Source organism: Pararobbsia alpina (genome assembly GCF_902859895.1).
Taxonomy (GTDB): domain Bacteria; phylum Pseudomonadota; class Gammaproteobacteria; order Burkholderiales; family Burkholderiaceae; genus Pararobbsia; species Pararobbsia alpina.
The window spans coordinates 15,918-33,779 of the sequence record NZ_CADIKM010000042.1 but is presented as its reverse complement, the minus strand read 5'-3'; the positions used below and the strand labels follow the sequence as shown (position 1 = coordinate 33,779).

The 17,862-nt window shown below is 58.5% G+C and carries 16 protein-coding genes; 8 read left to right on the top strand and 8 right to left on the bottom strand.

The window, feature by feature from the left end; genetic code table 11:
- The 3 genes from HV670_RS30635 to HV670_RS24620 form a co-directional block, all read right to left on the bottom strand.
- Positions 1 to 472, bottom strand: a 472-nt coding sequence (locus HV670_RS30635; protein WP_217478513.1) for a hypothetical protein, incomplete at its 3' end; no start/stop codon positions are given.
- Between the two features lie 79 nt (positions 473 to 551).
- Complete coding sequence (locus HV670_RS24625) at positions 552 to 749, bottom strand: hypothetical protein (RefSeq protein WP_175107614.1); 198 nt, start codon at positions 747 to 749, stop codon at positions 552 to 554.
- 215 nt (positions 750 to 964) lie between these two features.
- A complete protein-coding gene (locus HV670_RS24620; protein WP_175107613.1) occupies positions 965 to 1,429 on the bottom strand; it encodes an RES family NAD+ phosphorylase in 465 nt (154 codons plus the stop codon).
- 101 nt (positions 1,430 to 1,530) lie between these two features.
- Here HV670_RS24620 and HV670_RS24615 point away from each other — a divergent pair, with 101 nt between their 5' ends.
- From HV670_RS24615 to HV670_RS24600, 4 genes are all read left to right on the top strand, one after another.
- Complete coding sequence (locus HV670_RS24615; RefSeq protein ID WP_175107612.1) at positions 1,531 to 1,932, top strand: hypothetical protein; 402 nt, start codon at positions 1,531 to 1,533, stop codon at positions 1,930 to 1,932.
- Between the two features lie 775 nt (positions 1,933 to 2,707).
- On the top strand, positions 2,708 to 3,163 hold the full coding sequence (locus HV670_RS24610) for a (2Fe-2S)-binding protein (RefSeq protein WP_175107611.1): 456 nt from the start codon (positions 2,708 to 2,710) through the stop codon (positions 3,161 to 3,163).
- 1 nt (position 3,164) lies between these two features.
- The gene (locus HV670_RS24605) at positions 3,165 to 5,411 is read left to right on the top strand and encodes a xanthine dehydrogenase family protein molybdopterin-binding subunit (protein WP_175107610.1); all 2,247 of its coding nucleotides are present in this window, start codon (positions 3,165 to 3,167) and stop codon (positions 5,409 to 5,411) included.
- 13 nt (positions 5,412 to 5,424) lie between these two features.
- A complete protein-coding gene (locus HV670_RS24600) occupies positions 5,425 to 6,705 on the top strand; it encodes a cytochrome c (protein WP_175107609.1) in 1,281 nt (426 codons plus the stop codon).
- A gap of 361 nt (positions 6,706 to 7,066) precedes the next feature.
- Here HV670_RS24600 and HV670_RS24595 read toward each other — a convergent pair whose 3' ends face one another.
- From HV670_RS24595 to HV670_RS24580, 4 genes are all read right to left on the bottom strand, one after another.
- The gene (locus HV670_RS24595) at positions 7,067 to 7,360 is read right to left on the bottom strand and encodes a DUF4148 domain-containing protein (RefSeq protein ID WP_246257905.1); all 294 of its coding nucleotides are present in this window, start codon (positions 7,358 to 7,360) and stop codon (positions 7,067 to 7,069) included.
- Between the two features lie 1,607 nt (positions 7,361 to 8,967).
- Positions 8,968 to 10,152: a TIGR03118 family protein gene (locus HV670_RS24590; protein ID WP_175107619.1), complete on the bottom strand. Its 1,185-nt coding sequence runs from the start codon at positions 10,150 to 10,152 to the stop codon at positions 8,968 to 8,970.
- 596 nt (positions 10,153 to 10,748) lie between these two features.
- Positions 10,749 to 11,279: a carboxymuconolactone decarboxylase family protein gene (locus tag HV670_RS24585; protein WP_175107608.1), complete on the bottom strand. Its 531-nt coding sequence runs from the start codon at positions 11,277 to 11,279 to the stop codon at positions 10,749 to 10,751.
- An 86-nt stretch (positions 11,280 to 11,365) separates the two neighbouring features.
- The gene (locus tag HV670_RS24580) at positions 11,366 to 12,271 is read right to left on the bottom strand and encodes an NmrA/HSCARG family protein (protein WP_175107607.1); all 906 of its coding nucleotides are present in this window, start codon (positions 12,269 to 12,271) and stop codon (positions 11,366 to 11,368) included.
- Between the two features lie 107 nt (positions 12,272 to 12,378).
- On the opposite strand from HV670_RS24580, the gene HV670_RS24575 reads away from it, so the two are divergent.
- From HV670_RS24575 to HV670_RS24555, 4 genes are all read left to right on the top strand, one after another.
- A complete protein-coding gene (locus HV670_RS24575; RefSeq protein ID WP_175107606.1) occupies positions 12,379 to 13,317 on the top strand; it encodes a LysR family transcriptional regulator in 939 nt (312 codons plus the stop codon).
- 161 nt (positions 13,318 to 13,478) lie between these two features.
- Positions 13,479 to 14,507 (top strand): toll/interleukin-1 receptor domain-containing protein, encoded by a 1,029-nt coding sequence (locus HV670_RS24570; protein WP_175107605.1) that lies wholly within the window; start codon positions 13,479 to 13,481, stop codon positions 14,505 to 14,507.
- 496 nt (positions 14,508 to 15,003) lie between these two features.
- Complete coding sequence (locus tag HV670_RS24565) at positions 15,004 to 15,252, top strand: hypothetical protein (protein WP_175107604.1); 249 nt, start codon at positions 15,004 to 15,006, stop codon at positions 15,250 to 15,252.
- Between the two features lie 625 nt (positions 15,253 to 15,877).
- Positions 15,878 to 17,062, top strand: a complete 1,185-nt coding sequence (locus tag HV670_RS24555) for a PDDEXK nuclease domain-containing protein (RefSeq protein WP_175107602.1) — start codon at positions 15,878 to 15,880, stop codon at positions 17,060 to 17,062.
- A 310-nt stretch (positions 17,063 to 17,372) separates the two neighbouring features.
- On the opposite strand, the gene HV670_RS24550 is transcribed toward HV670_RS24555, so the two are convergent.
- Positions 17,373 to 17,798 (bottom strand): cupin domain-containing protein, encoded by a 426-nt coding sequence (locus HV670_RS24550; protein WP_175107601.1) that lies wholly within the window; start codon positions 17,796 to 17,798, stop codon positions 17,373 to 17,375.
- Positions 17,799 to 17,862 lie beyond the last annotated feature (64 nt).

The following is a 17,862-nucleotide window of genomic DNA, read 5'->3' as shown; positions in this document are numbered from 1 at the left end:
TCCTTTTTGAGGGGAGTGACGATCGTTCGCTCTGCAGGCCATCATTCGTCGACCGCAGAATGCGAAGCTCAACCGAGCGGCGAGGAGCCTGGAGGCAACTCGCACCCATTCTGGGGCGCTCGGGTCTCAGAACAGTCGTCCTGGCGGATGCGGCGTGCGCCGCGAAAAAAAGATGCTGCGTGTCAAGGGATCGCATAACGCGTTCCCGTTCCAGCAAGCTATAAGCCTTCGGACGGTCATCGCTCACTGAGACGTCGTGTGGCCGCGAGGGAACACGGGTCGCGTGCAAATCGAATTCGACTCGGCCGAGGCGGCTGGAATCAAACTTGCTCGGTGAGCGCTTTCGTTCTAGGTGCTGGTGGTTGACGACAATGACGACGCCGCCGATGCAATGAAGATGCTTCTCGGCAAAGACGTAAGCAAACAGTCGGAGCGCGGCGTTTTGCTTCAATGCTCTCTGATCAATCGTCACATCTGCCGTCGTGCCGCCTTACTCTCGCCAAGTTGACAATGCGCTCCCGCGTTCTCGCGACCTACATTGAGTGCTAGGTTCAATGCAAAAGTGCGACAGCTTGGAGGAGCAAATCGCCGTCGGGGGGCAACTGAGGACGTTTGCTCCCCGAGGCGAGTCCTTCTAGCGTAACGAGCTGATGCTCGAGGAGCATGTTCAACTCGGTGCGATCCAATTTGAGTTGATCAAGTGCGTCCTTGACGAGCATCATGGTGGCGAACTCACGAGGGCTGAGCATTTTCGTCTCCGAGTATGAAAGATGACAATGCGGCGATGGCCGACCTTCGTTGGAAATCAGTCGTCGACAATGGCCTCTCTGCGCAGCGCTCCCCTTCCGCAATGGGGCGCTGGCCAGAACAACGGAAAGCGATGTTTGCTGGGATGTGCTGCGGCGGAGGATGCACTCTATCGAAAATCCGTTGAATGGCTAAGGCGGGTTTACACTGCGTAGTGCTAACTGAAATAGCGCCGTTTCAAGGTTATTGGGTCGATCACCCAGGATGGCGTGACGAAGAGCACTTCCGCGACATGTAGCCGCGATGCATCCGCGTGGAGCGGATTCATTAAATAGTTCTTGCCGAACGGGACAATGACGCTCGGTACTTCGAGCAAGACGCTTGAGGCCGTCAATAGCCACTCGCTGCCGGCCGCCAATCGGGGGGGCGCCGCGCCCAGGTCGAGCCGCGCCATTGACGCCCCGTCGTTCACTTCAACCCTTAAAAGTCGATAGCTCACCGTTGTACGGTGCAAGGCCCACGAATTGACCGCAACAATCCATCTCGACGCAAGCAACATTCGTTTGTGGGAGGACAAAGCATGGAGTCCGGTGAGAGCTTCGCCAGCTAAACGAAAGGCAGTGTGAATTACACAACAATGTTTTGCGTTGTCTGTGCAGCACGATCGCGCATGCTTTGCCATACTGGCTTCGTGTGGTGCTTTACCTGCAAAACACATGGCCGTCTTTGGCCCGCCGTCCCGCGGCGGGCTTTTTATTTGTATCGTAAGAACAGGACTATCAGATGAATGCTTCGCTCGAAACTCTGTTTCCGGACCACAACCATGCCGAAGACAGCATCGTCACCGCCCTGAACCATCAGGACATCGTGGTGGCATTGTCGGGGGCACTGAAGACGCAAAACGTTGCTGTGCTGCATATGCTGTATCCGCGTACCGATGCGCGCACGCACCGCAGCCTTGACGTCCTCGTCGCCCGGTTGCACAGCCACGGTCAGCACGAAGTCGCAAGGCTGGTCGAGGACGAAGCGCACTATCTGCTCTTCAAGGATCCTGTGGAGGCGCGGAAGGCATTCCAGGAAATCCGCAATGACTCGCTAGCGATTGGCGTGCATCTGTACTATCACGGCCTCGTCGGCGAAGCAGCCGAAGTCGCGCTCGACGCCCACGCACATCGTAAGGCTTGAGACTAATACTATTGCCGTCTATAAGGGGCAGGTGTTCTGTCGCGATTAGGTCATCTGCCGCCTTGAAGTCCGTTTCGTCGAGCGCACGGGAGATCTTCTTGTCAAGCGGGTGGTAGTGCTCGCGTGCTGCCATCTCCCGATTGGTCCTGTAGTAGGTGCCGTGCTGCAATTGTTCCTTGCGCAGTAGGCCCGATGGGTCTTCCCGTAAGCCCATGCGAAACCGCCACCGTATCTATCCGCTGAGCCTGCGGAACCTCGTGTGATGTCATAGACATTGTGCGGCCGGTCGTGGAGCCGATTCCATTCAATATCCGGCGCAACTGGACGACCTCGTGCTTGCGCCGGTGATTCCGACGTGATCGCTTATATCCAAGGGTGTCGGCAATGGCCCTAGCAATATCGCTCATCAATGAATGAGCAATGATTCAACAATCTGCCGGCGCGCAGCACCAGTTTGTTATGAACGACGGTAACACCTTGATTTCGGGCCCTTCCGCGTCCTCACGCCGCAGGTGGCCGACCGACGACAAGCCGACTGTTGCAGTAAACGCTACAAACAAAACTTCTAAAGCGACGCTATAATTTCCGGCCTTACGCCGCGTCGCTGGTAACCTCGCGCGTTTTTGTCACTCGAACGGCACCACGCCGCAATAGGCACGCATTAAATCAGTGTCGCGCTCGTATTAGCGCGGCCTGGGGAATAAATCGAGCCACGCCGCGTCATTTAGTTCGAAGTCTTTGTATAAACCGTTCAAACATCCACCCGAGTCGCCCCATGACAACGCTCAATATCAACGGTCAGACGCATACTGTCGACGCGCCGCCCGACATGCCCTTGCTGTGGGTCATCCGCGACCTGGTCGGTCTGACCGGCACTAAGTTCGGCTGCGGCATCGCCCAGTGCGGCGCATGCACGGTGCATCTGGACGGAGCAGCGGTGCGCTCGTGCGTGCTGCCGGTGGCGGCCGTCGGCGACAAGAAGATCACCACCATTGAAGCGGTCGGCGAGACGCCCGCCGGCAAGAAGGTGCAGCAGGCTTGGCGCCAGATCGACGTCGTTCAGTGCGGCTACTGTCAATCGGGGCAGGTGATGTCGGCGGCTTCGTTGCTCGCCCAGAACCCGAATCCCACTGATGCGGACATCGACGCCGCCATGGCCGGCAACATCTGCCGCTGTGGCACGTACAACCGCATTCGCGCGGCGATCAAGCAAGCGGCAAAGGAGGCTTGATATGTCGCAAGGATTGCTCGACGCGCAAAACGGCCCCCGCTCCAAAGACGACGCGAACGGCCGCGGCATCTCACGTCGCACCTTTCTGAAGTTCAGCGCCACGGTGGGCGCCGCAGCCGGCGGCGGTCTGCTGCTCGGCTTCAGCATTCCGGCCATGAGCCAGGGGCAGGCAGACAAATCGGTGATCGGCGGTGACGCTGCGGAACCGGCGCAACCCGGCGTGTTTGCACCGAACGCGTTCATCCAGATCGATACCGCCGGCAAGGTCACGCTGGTGATTCCGAAGGTCGAGATGGGACAGGGCGTGTACACGTCGATCCCGATGCTGATCGCCGAAGAACTCGAAGTGCTGCTCGACAGCGTCACCATCGACCATGCACCGCCGAACGAAAAGCTCTTCTCGGACCCGCTGCTGGGCGGCCAGTTGACCGGTGGCTCGACCTCGATCCGTTATGCATGGGATCCGATGCGCAAGGCGGGCGCAACGGCGCGCGTACTGCTCATCAACGCGGCCGCGCAGCAATGGCAGGTGGACCCGGCGACGTGCCACGCGCAGGTCGGGCAGGTGATTCACGCGGAGAGCAACCGCAGCATCGGCTACGGTCAGCTGGTGGATGCGGCCGCCAAGCTGCCCGCGCCTCAGAACGTGCCGCTGAAAGATCCAAAAGAGTTCAAGATAATCGGGACCTCGGTCAAGCGTCTCGATTCGCCGGGGAAGGTGGACGGCACTGCAGTGTTCGGCCTCGACGTGCGGGTGCCGAACATGGTCTACGCGGCAATTGCGAATTGCCCGGTGTTCGGCGGCACGCTTGGCAGCGTCGACGACAGCAACGCGAAGAAGATCCCCGGCGTGCGCCAGGTCGTGAAGATTGACAATGCAGTGGCCGTGATCGGCGATCATACGTGGGCCGCCAAGCGAGGCGTCGCGGCGCTCAACATCACGTGGAACGAAGGGGCGGGCGCGAACCTGTCGATGAAGCAGATCGTCGACGATCTGGCTGCCGCTGCGGACCACGGCACCGGCGCTGTAGCGCGCAAGGATGGCGACGTCAACAAGGGCTTCAACGACGCGAAGACGCGTGTCGACGCGGTCTATCAGCAACCGTTCCTCGCGCACGCCACGATGGAGCCCGTCAACTGCACGGTCCACGTGCGCCCCGACGGCTGCGATATCTGGCTGGGCACGCAGGTGCCGACGCGTATCGTCGATACCGCCGTAAAAGTCACCGGCCTGCCGGCGGACAAGATCCTCGTGCATAACCATCTGCTCGGTGGCGGCTTCGGGCGCCGCCTGGAGTTCGATATGGCGACCCAGGCATTGAAGATCGGCAAGCAGCTCGGCACGCCGGTCAAAGTGTTTTTTACGCGCGAAGAAGACATCCAGCACGACATGTTCCGCCCGTACTACTACGACAAGATCTCGGCGGGACTCGACGCGAACGGCAAGCCGGTGGCGTGGCAGCATCGCATCGTCGGCTCGTCGATTCTGGCGCGCTTCGCGCCGCCGGCAGTCAGGAACGGCCTCGACCCGGACGCGGTGGAGGTCGCATCGGATCTGCCGTACGACTTGCCGAACCAGTTGATCGACTACGTGCGACAGGAACCGCGCACCGTTCCGACTGGGTTCTGGCGCGGCGTCGGTCCGGCGCGCAGCACCTTCGTCGTGGAAAGTTTCATTGACGAACTAGCGGCTCAGGCCAAGGTCGATCCGGTCAAATACCGGCGCGATCTGCTCGGCAAGTCGCCGCGCGCGCTCGGCGTGCTCAATACGGCAACAAAAGCAGCCGGCTGGGGTAACAGCGTGCCTAAGGGGCAAGGGCGCGGCGTCTCGGTGATGCATGCGTTCGGCAGCTTCTTTTCGATGGTCGTGGATGTGACCGTCGATCAGGGCGAGGTGACTGTGAACCGCGTGGTGTGCGCGGTCGACTGCGGCATGGTGGTCAATCCGAACACCATTGAAGCGCAGGTGCAGGGCGGCATCATCTTCGGCATTACGGGAGCGCTTTACAGCGAGATCACGATCAAGGACGGCCGAGTCGAGCAGAACAACTTCACGGATTACCGAATGCTGAGGATCGACCAGACGCCGCCCATCGAAGTGAATATCGTGAAGAGCGGCGAGGCGCCAGGCGGGATTGGCGAACCAGGGACGGCGGCATTGGCGGCGGCTTTATCAAATGCCGTCTATTCCGCGACGGGCAGAAGGCTGCGGCAGTTGCCCGTGGGTAGCCAGCTCAAAACCGCCTGACTGGAGACTGATCATGACGAAGACACTGAAGGGCCTTGGTGCAGCGCTCGCTTTGGCGCTGCCGTTTGTGGCGCAATCCCCGGTCCATGCCGCGGACGATGCACTGATACAGCGCGGCGCCTATCTGGCGAAACTCGGCGACTGCGTGGCGTGCCACTCGGTGCCGCACGGCAAACCGTTCGCGGGCGGCCTGCCGATGAATACGCCGATGGGCAAGATCTACACCACCAATATCACGCCCGATCCGGACACCGGCATTGGCCGTTATACGGAGGAAGACTTTGCGCGGGCGTTGCGCGAGGGCGTAGCGAAGGACGGCCACAACCTGTATCCGGCGATGCCGTATCCGTCGTACGCCAAGGTCAACGACGACGACGTGAAGGCGATGTACGCGTACTTCATGAGCGGTGTGGCGCCGGTGCAGCAGACCAATCGCGAGTCCGACATTGCATGGCCGCTCAACATGCGCTGGCCGTTGAAGCTGTGGAACGTGGTGTTTCTGGAGAAGGGCATCTACCAGGACAAACCGGGCAAGGATGTGGCGTGGAACCGTGGCGCTTACATCATCCAGGGACTCGGACACTGCGGCTCATGTCATACGCCGCGCGGCATTGCGTTCCAAGAGATGGCGCTGGATGAAAGCGGCAGCGCGTTCCTGACGGGCGCGGCGCTCGATGGCTGGTTCGCGGCGAACCTGACCGGCGAGCACAACGTCGGCTTGGGGCGCTGGTCGGATGCGGATCTGACGGCGTTTCTGAAGACTGGTGCGAATGCGCATGCGTCGGCCTTCGGTTCGATGACCAGCGTGACCAACAACAGCACGCAGGCCGCGAACGACACGGATATCGCAGCAATGACGCGCTACCTGAAGTCTCTGCCGCCAGCGGGCGGCACGGGCGCGCCGCCGTATTCGTACGACGCGCGGGCGACCAAGGTATCGCTGACACGTCCGGCCAACGATCCCGGCGCGCGTGTCTATGCGGCGTACTGCATGCACTGTCACAGTGTAGATGGCCGCGGTTTTGCGCCGTTGCTGGCGCCGCTCGCGGGCAATCCGAATGTGCTGGAGCACGACGCGTCGTCGCTCATCAACGTTACGTTGAACGGCACGGGTGACCTAGTGATTCAGGGCATCCCGGCTCCGTATCCGATGCCGAAGTACGCGCCCGTGTTGACCGACAAGCAGATCGCGGATGTGCTGACGTTTATCCGCGCGGGGTGGAATAACGGCGCGCCGGCGGTGTCGGTGGAAGATGTGGCGAAGTTGAGGAAATCGACGCAAGCGGCGCGGTAAAGCTGCGCGCCAAGCCAAAGTCACGGCAGCATAAGAAATGGCAACCGTCGTTTTGCGCGGTTGCCATTTTTCATTGGGCGCTAGGCTCCGCAAAGCTAGGGCGAACAGCACAGCAACTACGCCCAATCCAATCAGATACGCGACACCGGTCGCACCGAAAAAAAGTCTCGATGACAAAAAAGACAACTGCGCCAATGATTGGGCATTTGTACGTATCTAACACGCGACGTCACGACGCTCCTTCGTCCAGCTTCCCTGCAAGGATGACCGGTAGATTGACCTCCAGCCAGTCCATCCACAACCGGAATCGGCCATCCTGGAACTGCCCGGCCTCTTCCAGTGCGAAGAAATTCAGGCGGCGTCAGCTCCCTTCACCAGTCGCCGCCGGTGCGCAGTCCGCAATATACTTCGCGTGCAATCGCGCCTGTGCCGCCTGGAGGTCATTGGGATAGTAGTAATCATTTTTGGAGGGCTCATAACCAACGGATTCCAGCTCCGCCAGCTCCTGCATCAACTGGGCATGCGTTACCTCACCAACGACTGGCTTAAACGGATAGTCGTTACATTCCTCCGCGGTTAGTTTGCTACCAGCCATTGCAGACGCACTAACAAGCAGCAACATCATAGAAAAGGCCGCCTTTACGCCTCGTTTCATTTTTGTTTCCAAACAGGTAAAATTCGAAAGCTTGGTCGAATCATTTCGCAAGCCATTTAAAGCATGCTTATTGTAGGTCCCATAAGGCCGTAATTTGCGCGCGCAAATCGGAAAACATACTTTCGGAAAAAAGTTGGAACCCTTCCGGACTTCGCTGCAGCACCGGCAGCACCGGCAGCGACGCTACAGCCCTACCTGTACGGGGTCGGAGTCAGGCTCATCCGGGTTGTGCCCCATTTACTGCTGCTTCAGCATGCCTCAAAACCCGCGTTGTATCCCAACTATGGAAGCCTGCCGTCCGACGATCCGCGATGGGGGCTTTCTATAACGCAATGCCGGCAATCTCGAAGGCTATGTCGCCAGCCCCGGGAAGTTGAGTAGGCTACCAAAGCCGCAGAAGTTCCGCTACTCGATCTCGAGATCCTTCCCTCCATGCGCGGTGATAGTTCGTTCCGCGAGGATGCGGATTCCGCTCGAATCCAGCTGCACAGTATCCGGCGTCATATGCCGAAAGTTCGAGCGGATCCATCTTGTCAGGGCCGACCATCCTAAGCCACCATTTCAGGGCCGTGAGTATCATTGCAACGCGATTCATAAGCTTCTAATCCTCGGGATAGGCTTGTATTACGGGGATGGAATCGCGTTTTATTTCCCGAATTGCGCTGCTCATGACCCTATGAGACGGCACGCTATCAATTTGTGAGTAACTGTTTTGCGATGTAGCCGAAAACACGACCATCGGCAACGAGTCGAACATGAAACTCGAACGTGTCGTTCGCCGCAAGCCCAGCCATCGAATAGGGCCGTTCATCCCTTCATCTGCACGCGCTGGCGACACGGGCGATAGCGCGCATCGATTGCGTCACATGGTGCCTGCGCCTTTACGCCGAAGCGACTCGGCTAGAGCAAAGCCACGCCAAAACGAAGCGTCGCAGCGTGATGGGCATTGCAGCCGCTTCGATGGGGTAGTAGTGGCCGATGCATCGTTGAGCGCGACGTGGATACCGGCGTGGCGCCGATCAGCAGCAGCGAGTCCTGGCCCGCGACATACCGAAAGACAAGCTTCCTCCGTTCATGCTGCGCCTCACCGGTAATCCGTCCCATTCTAGGTCGACCGGAGAATAAAGCAGGTGGGGATGCCCCTCAGAACGACATGGGTGGAGTTCCCCAATGTGTGTAACCGCTAGAAGAGTTCTCCAACTGACACGTTTCGAATTTCGAACGCCTATAAGAGCCGGCGGTATGGAGATTGGCAGAAGTCGGCCAATATCTTTGCGATAGCAGTTCCTGTCTACGGGCATAAGCGAGCTGGTGGTGTCGACGTTGTCTAAACGCACGAACAAGATCGAGGTCAGTGGCTTCGCTGCTCGCGCATGCACTAGGCGGAGAGTACCGCGCACGAATGTGGTTCCCTCGGCGTTTTGGCACGGTCTGGGCCAGGAAGGGTCATACGTCGGCACCATTCTTCGGACGCTCAGGCGGCGGTTCCGTGCAACAAGCGGCCATTCGATTCGCGACGACGAATGAATCGCGCTGGACCCTCGCCACTTCTTGGCGGTGACGAGGTCGCCGCCAAGAAGCTGCGCAGGGAGCCACATGACTGCCGGCTATTGGCCGTGATGAGCGGACCCCTTCGAGGCGCTTACAGGAGCTATGGTACCGAACAGTCCATTGACTTCCTTGTTAGGACCTGCCGAGAAATACAACGCGTCCGAGCTCGAGTTGCGGCCGCCACCGAGTGTCAGAGTCCACAGGCCGTCGATAGCCAGTGGATTGTGGTACGCGTCCTCCAGCTGATCGACGAACGTGCCGTCTTCGTTGAAGACATTGATTCGGCCATCACCGAAGTTGCCAATCAGGATTTTGCCGCTGAAGCGGCCGAATGCAAACGATGCTCGCGTGATTCCCCAGGGCGAGTTAAGCTGCCCTCGGCTGGCGAAGCGGCGCAGCAGGTGGCCGTCTGTATCGAATACATCGACGAATCCATGACCACGGCCTGCAACATCGTCGTGCTTTTCACCATTCTGCAGCGCATAGGTGACGAAAAGGTCGCCATCGATGTTCGCGATGCCAAACGGCGCGTAGCCGGCCGGGATGTTAGGGTCGGTGAAACCGCCGTCCGTCGTCGCGGGCGTGAACAAGCCGGTCGTACCGCCACTTGGCCCGAATACATCGATCCGACCCGAGTGGAAGTTCGTCGCAAACAGGAATGCTCCGTTCGCGTTCACACCAAAGACGAGACCCTTGTAGACGGCCCCATTGCCGGGGGATGGAGAGGCCGAGTTATCGACTGCGATCACGGCGTTGGTCGCTGGATTCAACCCACCGGCCCAAGCGGAAATCGTGCCGTCCTCGGTCGCGAAGATGAATACGGCCGGGATCTTGGTACCTGGTACGAGAAACGCAGGCGAGGGATTCCACACAATTCCGGTCGGCGCCGCAGGCGTGGGATTCGGTGGATTGTTCGGAAGGGCTGGATGACAGGCGCCGGGCGGTATGACATTGCCAGGCAACGGGATGGAGACCTGCAGCGCCACCTTTGTCCCCTCGCCGTCATACAACGTGGAGCAGCCTGTGGCATTGTCGTTGATCCAGAATGGGCTTGCTGCCGGACTAAAGGCAATACCCCAAGCGTTCTGCAGTACCCCGTCGACTTTCGGGGCAGCGCCTGCCAAGTTGGACACGAGTGGTGTGACGACGTAAGCATCATCATCAGCTGCATGCACGATTGTAAAACCGGCGGCAAGCACGATCACGCCCGCCGCTTTGAGACCCCAAGAGACTAGAGACATGACTACCCTCCTCAGTCTGACTGGTGAGAAATTGCTCCCCGTGTTGGCGTTAGAGGTTAAACGACTGTTGTCCTCCAAATATTCCCTCTGTAGGTCTAAATACTTCACTTGTGACCCGGTTCGAATGGCGCGATAGGATCGACCGCGGCCCTTCTTCTCGATTCATAGATCAGAACGTGCTGTAAGCAAGCTACTTTAAGAGTGTCACGATAAATTCACGGCACTGTCATAGAGCACGAGCGGTGAATTTCGAGCTGAGACGATCGCCATGGGACCGAGTTCGGTCCCAGGAGCGGACATTCGTGCGACAGCGGCTGGTAGCTTAGAGTCACGAAGCTACTGACGTTCTGCGCCACCTTCAATGTGCTTCCATCGATCCTTCGTGGCCGATCGATCGAGAAATACGAAGGGCCTAGTTATCTGGTCGACGTTGGAGGCGTTGATGACACGGGTGATCAGCCCATGCGTGTGGCCGCGCGCACGGAAAATGATGTTGCGGCGTGCACGGACGACGGAGGTGAGGGAGTTTGGACGACGACATTCATGGGGCGCTCTCTGGACGTTGAAATTTCCTGTTCGGAAGCCACGTGATGCGCTCAGACGTCCAGGTCCGTTTGCGCGTAATTGAGGAAGTAACTTGTGAACACTGTTAGCCCCAGGTATGCGAACGCCTCCGCTAGCTGGGCATCGCTCCAGCCGTCTTGTTGAGCGACCTTCCACGCGACATCGGTGACGTTTCCCGAATTGTCAGCCGCTTCCTTGACTACGCGGGTCAGCGCGTCGATCTTGGTGTCGCCCGTCGTTGTGCCTGTCCGCAAAGCGGCGATCTGTGCTTCGGTCCACCCGTTCATGCGCGCGAATCGACTGGCTATACCAATCATGTAATCGTTGCCGACCGTTGCCGCAGTTGCGAGATTGAGTGCCCAACTCACCTTTGGATCTAAGGTGCCGTGCTCGGCGGTCACGGCGCGCAGCGATGTGTACGCCGCCAGCACGGCCGGAGAATGTGCCATCTGGGCATGCGCGTTCAGGATACGTCCCGTAGGCGAAGACTGGGCAATCTTTTGCAGAAGCGGGCGCGACGCCTCGGGTGCGTCCTCGACCGCGTGGGTAGGGAATCGGCTCATGGGTATTAGCTCTCGTGGTTTGATGAGTGCACTTCGAACAGGTCAAGCAGCGATGGCGGAAACCAGATCGTGCGGTCCTCGTGTTTTCAGGCGGCAGTCGGAATCGCAAAGTTCGCCTTGGCCCACGCGGCAAAATTCGTCGGCTGCTGGCCGGCGACTTTGTTGGCCAGCGCGATCGCGTCACGCGAATTCGAGCCGAGATACGTATGCGCTTCGAAGTAGGCGAGCATCGCCGCGATGTCTGCGGCACCGGGGAACCAGGCCGCAAAAACTTCACGCGGGACTTGCTTGAACGAGAATTTGTGGCCCTGTCGATTCAGGGTGGCGATGACCTCGTTGAAGCTCAAGAAATCGCCGACCAGCGGCAAATGCTCACCGTGTCCGGCAAGCTCCAGTTGCGTGAATGCACCGACCACGATGCGGCCGATTTCAGCGATGTCGCCCATGTGAATGACGCGTCGCTCGGGATCAAGCGGCAGCGCCCAACCCGCAGTACCGTCCGCCTGCTTCTGCGGAGCCATTGCGCCGAGCAGATTTTGGTAATAAAACGGCGCGATCACGAACGTGTGGTACGAAAAGCCGGCTTCCCTCACGATGCGTTCGACTTTCGCCTTATCCGTGAAATGCGGGACATCGATCGTGCCGCCGCTGATCGTCTCCACGTTCGGAAGCGTCGACCAGATGAAGTGCCGCACGCCGGCGTCTTTCGCCGCGTTGACAGCGGCGAGTGCCTGCTTGGATTCGTCTTGACCCGCTTCCCAGGCGTTGGTCACCACGAAAACTCCGTGTGCTCCGGCAAACGCGGCCCTCAGCGTTTCCGGGCGATTGAGATCCGCAGCAACGACTTCGTCGGCCATCTTCGAATGCTTGGCCGGATTGCGCGTCAACGCGCGTACCTTGAATTGACCGCTGGCCTGCAGCGCGCGCACGACGGCGCCCCCTTGCTGACCGGTTGCGCCGACGACGGCGATGAGCTTCTGGGTGTTCGACACGGCTGTTCTCCAGTGAGTGGTTGTCAGTGGAGAACAACATAGGCTTCCGGAGATCGTCTTGGAAGCCTATATTGTTCGATGCAAATCATCGTGTTTGGAGATAGATCGTGCTCGACGGTGTGACCCTGGATCAGCTTCGCACCTTTATTGCCGCCGCCGAGCAAGGCAGCTTTTCAGCAGCGGGTCGCAAGCTTCGGCGGGCGCAGTCCGTCGTCAGCCAGACGTTGGCGAATCTCGAAGGGCAGCTCGGCGTGCCCTTGTTTGATCGCCGCACGCGCTCTCCGACGCTCACCGAGGACGGGCGCGCTTTGCTGCAGAACGCACGCGCTGTCGCCGATCAGATGGACGGTTTCAAAGCCCGGGCAAAGACCTTGCGCGAAGGGCTTGAACCGGAACTCTCACTCTCGATCGATGTGATGTATCCGATGAGTGAATTGATCGAAGCGGTTGCCAAGTTTCGTGACACGTTTCCGCACACACCGCTGCGCCTGTTCGTTGAAGTGCTCGGTGCGGTCATTGAGCCGGTGCTGCAGGGGACCTGCCAGATCGGCATTGTCGGTTCGTTGCCCGTGCTGCCCGAAGCCATGGACAGTGAGTTCTTGCTCGACGTGCCGCTGGTCACGGTTGCGGCACCGACGCATCCGCTGGCCTCATACAAAGGCGTCATTCCTCAATCCGAACTGCAGCGGCATGTGCAACTCGTGCTGACCGATCGATCGACGTTGTCCAAAGGCCAGAGCTACGGCGTGTTCTCGAAAAACGCATGGGGCCTTGCCGACATGGGTGCCCGGCACGCCTTTATTCGCGCCGGTTTCGGCTTCGGCAACATGCCGCGTTTCATGGTTGAGGACGACATCGCGAGCGGCAAACTCCGCGTTATTCGAATCGAACTACCGACCAATCTGAAGCCATTGATGCCGATGCGCGCGGTGTACCGCACCGACGCGCCTCCGGGTCCGGCGGGCCGTTGGCTGATCGATCACCTCAAGGGAAGCGGCCGAGCACGCAGGAAGCAGTGGGGTTCTAGGCAAAGCATCCGACGTTGAGAGAAGTCCGCTTTGGGTCGGACTGAGCCGGTCGCGATTCGTCCCAGTTCGGCCACAAGCGGCCTTTGTCCAGAATTCGGCCGTTTCTCCGTTGAAGGGTTATCGTTACTGGGTACGGTGCGATTCTCCGTTTCGCCGCCCTGGCCAGTTGGAGAGCAGATATGACTACTTCTGAAATTTACCGTAAGCCGCCCACAGCGTTCATTTCCTACACACACGAAGATGAATCGCATCAAAGTTGGGTTCGTCGGTTTGCTTCCGACCTCCTCTTTCAAGGGGTAGAGGTAAAGATCGATCAATTCGATCTAAAACTTGGGCAAGATCTTTTTCATTTCATGGAGAAAGGTGTCGCAGAAAACGAATTTATCCTTGCCATTTGTTCGCCACGATACAAAGCTAAAGCTAATAATCGCGAAGGAGGGGGCGGCTATGAAACTCGCATCGCAGCATCAATTCTCGGCAATAATCTTCTAACAGACAAGTTCATTCCGATTCTTAGGGTCGGCGATAGCGCTTCTGCAATCCCAACGTACCTTATGCCTGCGCTGTACGTCGATTTTAGAAACGATAGTCAATACAATGTGAACTTGGAACGAATTGTATCTACTCTTTTCCGAGAGGAAACAAAGCCCCAGATAGGTTGGCCCAAGCGCGAACTTGCCGCGCTCTTCGGCAATACCGATCCGGCCTATGACCCACCGTTCTTCGAGCGCCGCGCGGCCGCACAAGCACGAACAGTATCGGTTCTCGTTGGCGCCGATATTGAAGAGCTTCGCGCCGGGAGTGAAGTTGTTCAGATTAATGAGATTGACAACGACAGACCTGTCTTTGAATTCGATACGGCCGTATTCGGATTCACGGTACCCTGGATACTCAATACTTCTGATCGTGGTGTGGTTGGGGGAACTGGACCAGACAAAATTACTTTGTCCAGAACACCGGGTGGAACTGTACAACTTGAGATCCACAGGCGTGCTGATGGAGTAGTCGCTTTCATAGGCTATTGCAATGAGAATACTTGTGCACTTCTACGCGACCCGGGCGGATTTTCAGGGATGACTGTTACTCTCGGTGTAATGCCATTCGAAAGTTATTCCATGCCTGTTTCTGTTCCTGTCACCGTGATAATGAGCTATAGGAATCGATCACTGCCGAATCGCACCGAGGTGGTCGACGTCCGATTGATGTAAGTTATGGCGTTTCCGCGGGGTTTAATAAATCTCGACTGACCCGGCTATTGCCAATGGTTATCCAAAACGGGTGTGCCGAGTGGAACGTCTCTTATCGAGAAGGTCGAAGGACGTTCCGGGTCGTCTACGGAAGTTCAATACGAAACGACGCTTCGTCAATTCCAATCCGGCGTGAACTTCTCAATCCGGCATGAACCGCCGTTCGGGCTGCACGACCGAATGACCGATTCAATAATGAAGGTCGGCCAAGATGATTGGCGCTGTCCAACAGCGGTTATCGAACGTCTCGATAGAGGCGAGGAATCAAACCGGCACATCGTTTCGTTAAGAAAGGACGGGAGCTGGTGGGCAATGGAAAGCTGCCGTGCTGATGGGGCATGCTGGACGAAACCTACGGTGCCACTGTCGCACCCGACCACTGAGCAAAAAAGCTATCGACAAGCAGCGAAGGCAAGATACCATCTCTTCGTTCCAACGCTTCTGGCCGGGAGGTCGCGTGGGTATACAAGAAGACAAAGAGGATTTAAATCGAACGGGCATTCGCGGTGTTGTCCGAGAGCTGCGCCAAAATCGGCAGACCGCCTATATCCGTGAACTCGATGGTGGATGGCGCGGTGAAGTCGTATCCGACAAACCAGCGCTCGGAACAGGTCCCTACCTTTATGTTGCGGTTGGCGAACCCGTTTTGCGCTTCGAGAACAACAAGATCGACGAGCAACCGACGGAATACTGCGCGTATGTATAGAGTCGCTCTCTTTCTGCTTGGATTTGTTTTATCGGAAAATAGCCACACCCTAACCGGCATCGACCTGCTAAAAGCCATCGAAGTTAATCCACTATATGCCGAAGGTTATATAGATGGCGTCCTTAACGGGTATGCGGCTGGCACGATCGACATAGGGATTATGCGGGATAGAGCTAAACGTCCCTCAGGTTGCGCTGGGCGTCTGCGTAACCGATAGAGTGAACAGCCGTTTTTCGCAGGTTGGGACACTTGGAGAAGTTCACTGAAGGGCAGTAACGTGGCGCCTGCGGAAGTTCGTCGTGGGACCGGGTTCGGCCAGAAGCAGACTTCCACCTTGTACCCGCGAACGTCCCTTCTCGGAATAAAAAGAGTCAGTTCACCGCCAATCCATCTTCGCGGTTAGTGGTGGTACCTCCACGCATACAAGGCCCGAGGGGCGGATGGTGCCTGTCGCCCTGCGCATGCGTAGTCGGGATTTGCCATTGCCGCAGGCGTTGCGGTACCGTGCTCGTTTTGTTCCGCATCAAGGGAGCAGTATGTTCAAACAGGAAGTCGTCTACCAAGTGGGCGCAAGCAGCGCCGGCGACGTTGCGATCGCGGATCTCGTCAGTGCGGTGATCGAACAATGACGAACTCGGAGATCGTACCTGCCGAGTACGACGTGCTTCGCCACGCGGTCGCCGAGGTGATCGAATCCGCGCGCCGCGCGGCTGTGCGCAACGTCAATGCGATCATGACGGCGGCGTACTGGGAGATTGGGCGGCGCATTGTGAACTGCGAGCAGGAGGGCCAAGCACGCGCCGGGTACGGTCAGGCGCTGATCGCACAGTTGGCTGATGACCTGACGCACCGCTTCGGACGTGGGTTCGGCCGAGCCAACTTGGCCAACATGCGTGCGTTCTACCTAGCATGGCCCGAGGAAGGCATTTTCCAGACACTGTCTGGAAAATTGGCCGACCCTGACATTGTCCAGACGGCGTCTGGAAATTCCCGGCTATCTCAAAGCCCCAGCGACACAGCGCTCGCAGCATCGCACTACTTGCACCTGGCGGCTCGGTTTGCGTTGCCGTGGTCCGCCTATGTGCGTCTGCTCTCCGTGAAGACTGCAGAGGGCCGCACCTTTTATGAAACTGAGGCGCTGCGCGAAGGTTGGTCGGTACGGCAGCTCGATCGTCAGATTGGTAGCCAGCTCTACGAGCGGCTCGCGCTGTCGCGCAACAAAGCGGCGCTCCTCAAAAAGGCTCGCGCCGTCGAGCCGAGCGAGACACCCACTCCAGAGGAGGCGATTCGTGATCCGTTCGTGTTGGAGTTTCTCGATCTGAAGGACGAGTACTCGGAATCGGACCTCGAGGCGGCGCTGATCCAGCGCCTGACAGACTTCCTGCTCGAGCTCGGGGACGACTTCGCGTTCGTCGGCCGGCAACGGCGCCTTCGCATCGACGACGCTTGGTTCCGAGTCGACTTGGTCTTTTTCCACCGAAGGTTGCGGTGCCTCGTGATCATCGATCTAAAGGTGGGGCGCTTCAGCTACGCCGACGCTGGCCAGATGCACCTCTATCTAAATTACGCGCGTGAGCACTGGGTCAAGCCCGGTGAAAATCCGCCGGTCGGCTTGATCCTGTGTGCGGAGAAAGGCGCGGCTGAGGCGCACTACGCGTTGGACAATCTCCCCAACAAGATACTCGCGGCCGAATACCAGATGGTCTTGCCCGACGAGTCGCTCATTGCCCGGGAGCTCGAGCGGACCCGCAACGAACTTGAGCAGCATCGTCAACGGTTCGGCGATAGCGACGTCAAAGGGGAAACTTGAAGGGCAACGGATCTGCTTTGAGTACATGTGCTCACGTTGCAACTCGAACGTGCCAGTTAGCAGCGGGCGTTCTTTGCGTCCGTTGTTGGGGAGACTGGCGTCATTCACGAGCGCGCAGCGACTGTCCCCAAGGGGTCGAGCTGAGCCGGTCGTCATCGGACCGAGTTCGGTCCCAGTTTCTGTCATTCGCGAGGACGACATGGACGGCGGCTTTGCGAGGCGCAACGGACGTTCGCGCCATCGCCGCGAAGGCCCGAAAGGGGGGGCTGGGACATCCGCCCCGCCTGTTTTTCAAAGGCAGGGGCTTAACTTAAATCCACTGATCGTTCCCAACAGTGCGTTCGCTTATTGCGCCGTCCCCGGTGTTCACCACACCGCGTGGCTCGATCAGCAGCAGTTTCACTTCGGCATGCGCGCAAGGCTTGTGTTCGACGCCTTTTGGCACGACGGCCATCTGACCGGCACGCAGCGCTATCGAGCCGTCGCCCGATGGTCCGCCGCGAAAATCGATTCGCAATTCGCCGTCCAGCACGATAAAGGTCTCATCTGTATCAACGTGTTTGTGCCAGACGAATTCGCCCTCGAGCTTGACGACCTTGAACTGATAATCGTTCATTTCCGCGACTACGCGCGGCTGCCAGTGGCCGTCGATCAGTGCGATCTTTTCAGCCAGGTCGATAGCCTCGCATTGGCCGCGCGCAGCGGGTGCAGTGCGGGAATGTGTTGATGTGGACATCGTTCTCTCCGTTCGGGGTGGTGCGCCGTCGAGAATACCCAGCCGCTAGGGGGCCGTATTGAAC

Bases quoted from the DNA above. Each gene is read 5' to 3' on its own strand.
- HV670_RS24615 (WP_175107612.1), top strand. From the start codon at position 1,531: ATGAATGCTTCGCTCGAAACTCTGTTTCCGGACCACAACCATGCCGAA.
- HV670_RS24550 (WP_175107601.1), bottom strand. From the start codon at position 17,798: ATGTCCACATCAACACATTCCCGCACTGCACCCGCTGCGCGCGGCCAA.
- HV670_RS24570 (WP_175107605.1), top strand. From the start codon at position 13,479: ATGACTACTTCTGAAATTTACCGTAAGCCGCCCACAGCGTTCATTTCC.
- HV670_RS24620 (WP_175107613.1), bottom strand. From the start codon at position 1,429: ATGGCAAAGCATGCGCGATCGTGCTGCACAGACAACGCAAAACATTGT.
- HV670_RS24585 (WP_175107608.1), bottom strand. From the start codon at position 11,279: ATGAGCCGATTCCCTACCCACGCGGTCGAGGACGCACCCGAGGCGTCG.
- HV670_RS24625 (WP_175107614.1), bottom strand. From the start codon at position 749: ATGCTCAGCCCTCGTGAGTTCGCCACCATGATGCTCGTCAAGGACGCA.
- HV670_RS24555 (WP_175107602.1), top strand. From the start codon at position 15,878: ATGACGAACTCGGAGATCGTACCTGCCGAGTACGACGTGCTTCGCCAC.
- HV670_RS24595 (WP_246257905.1), bottom strand. From the start codon at position 7,360: ATGAAACGAGGCGTAAAGGCGGCCTTTTCTATGATGTTGCTGCTTGTT.
- HV670_RS24600 (WP_175107609.1), top strand. From the start codon at position 5,425: ATGACGAAGACACTGAAGGGCCTTGGTGCAGCGCTCGCTTTGGCGCTG.
- HV670_RS24605 (WP_175107610.1), top strand. From the start codon at position 3,165: ATGTCGCAAGGATTGCTCGACGCGCAAAACGGCCCCCGCTCCAAAGAC.
- HV670_RS24610 (WP_175107611.1), top strand. From the start codon at position 2,708: ATGACAACGCTCAATATCAACGGTCAGACGCATACTGTCGACGCGCCG.
- HV670_RS24590 (WP_175107619.1), bottom strand. From the start codon at position 10,152: ATGTCTCTAGTCTCTTGGGGTCTCAAAGCGGCGGGCGTGATCGTGCTT.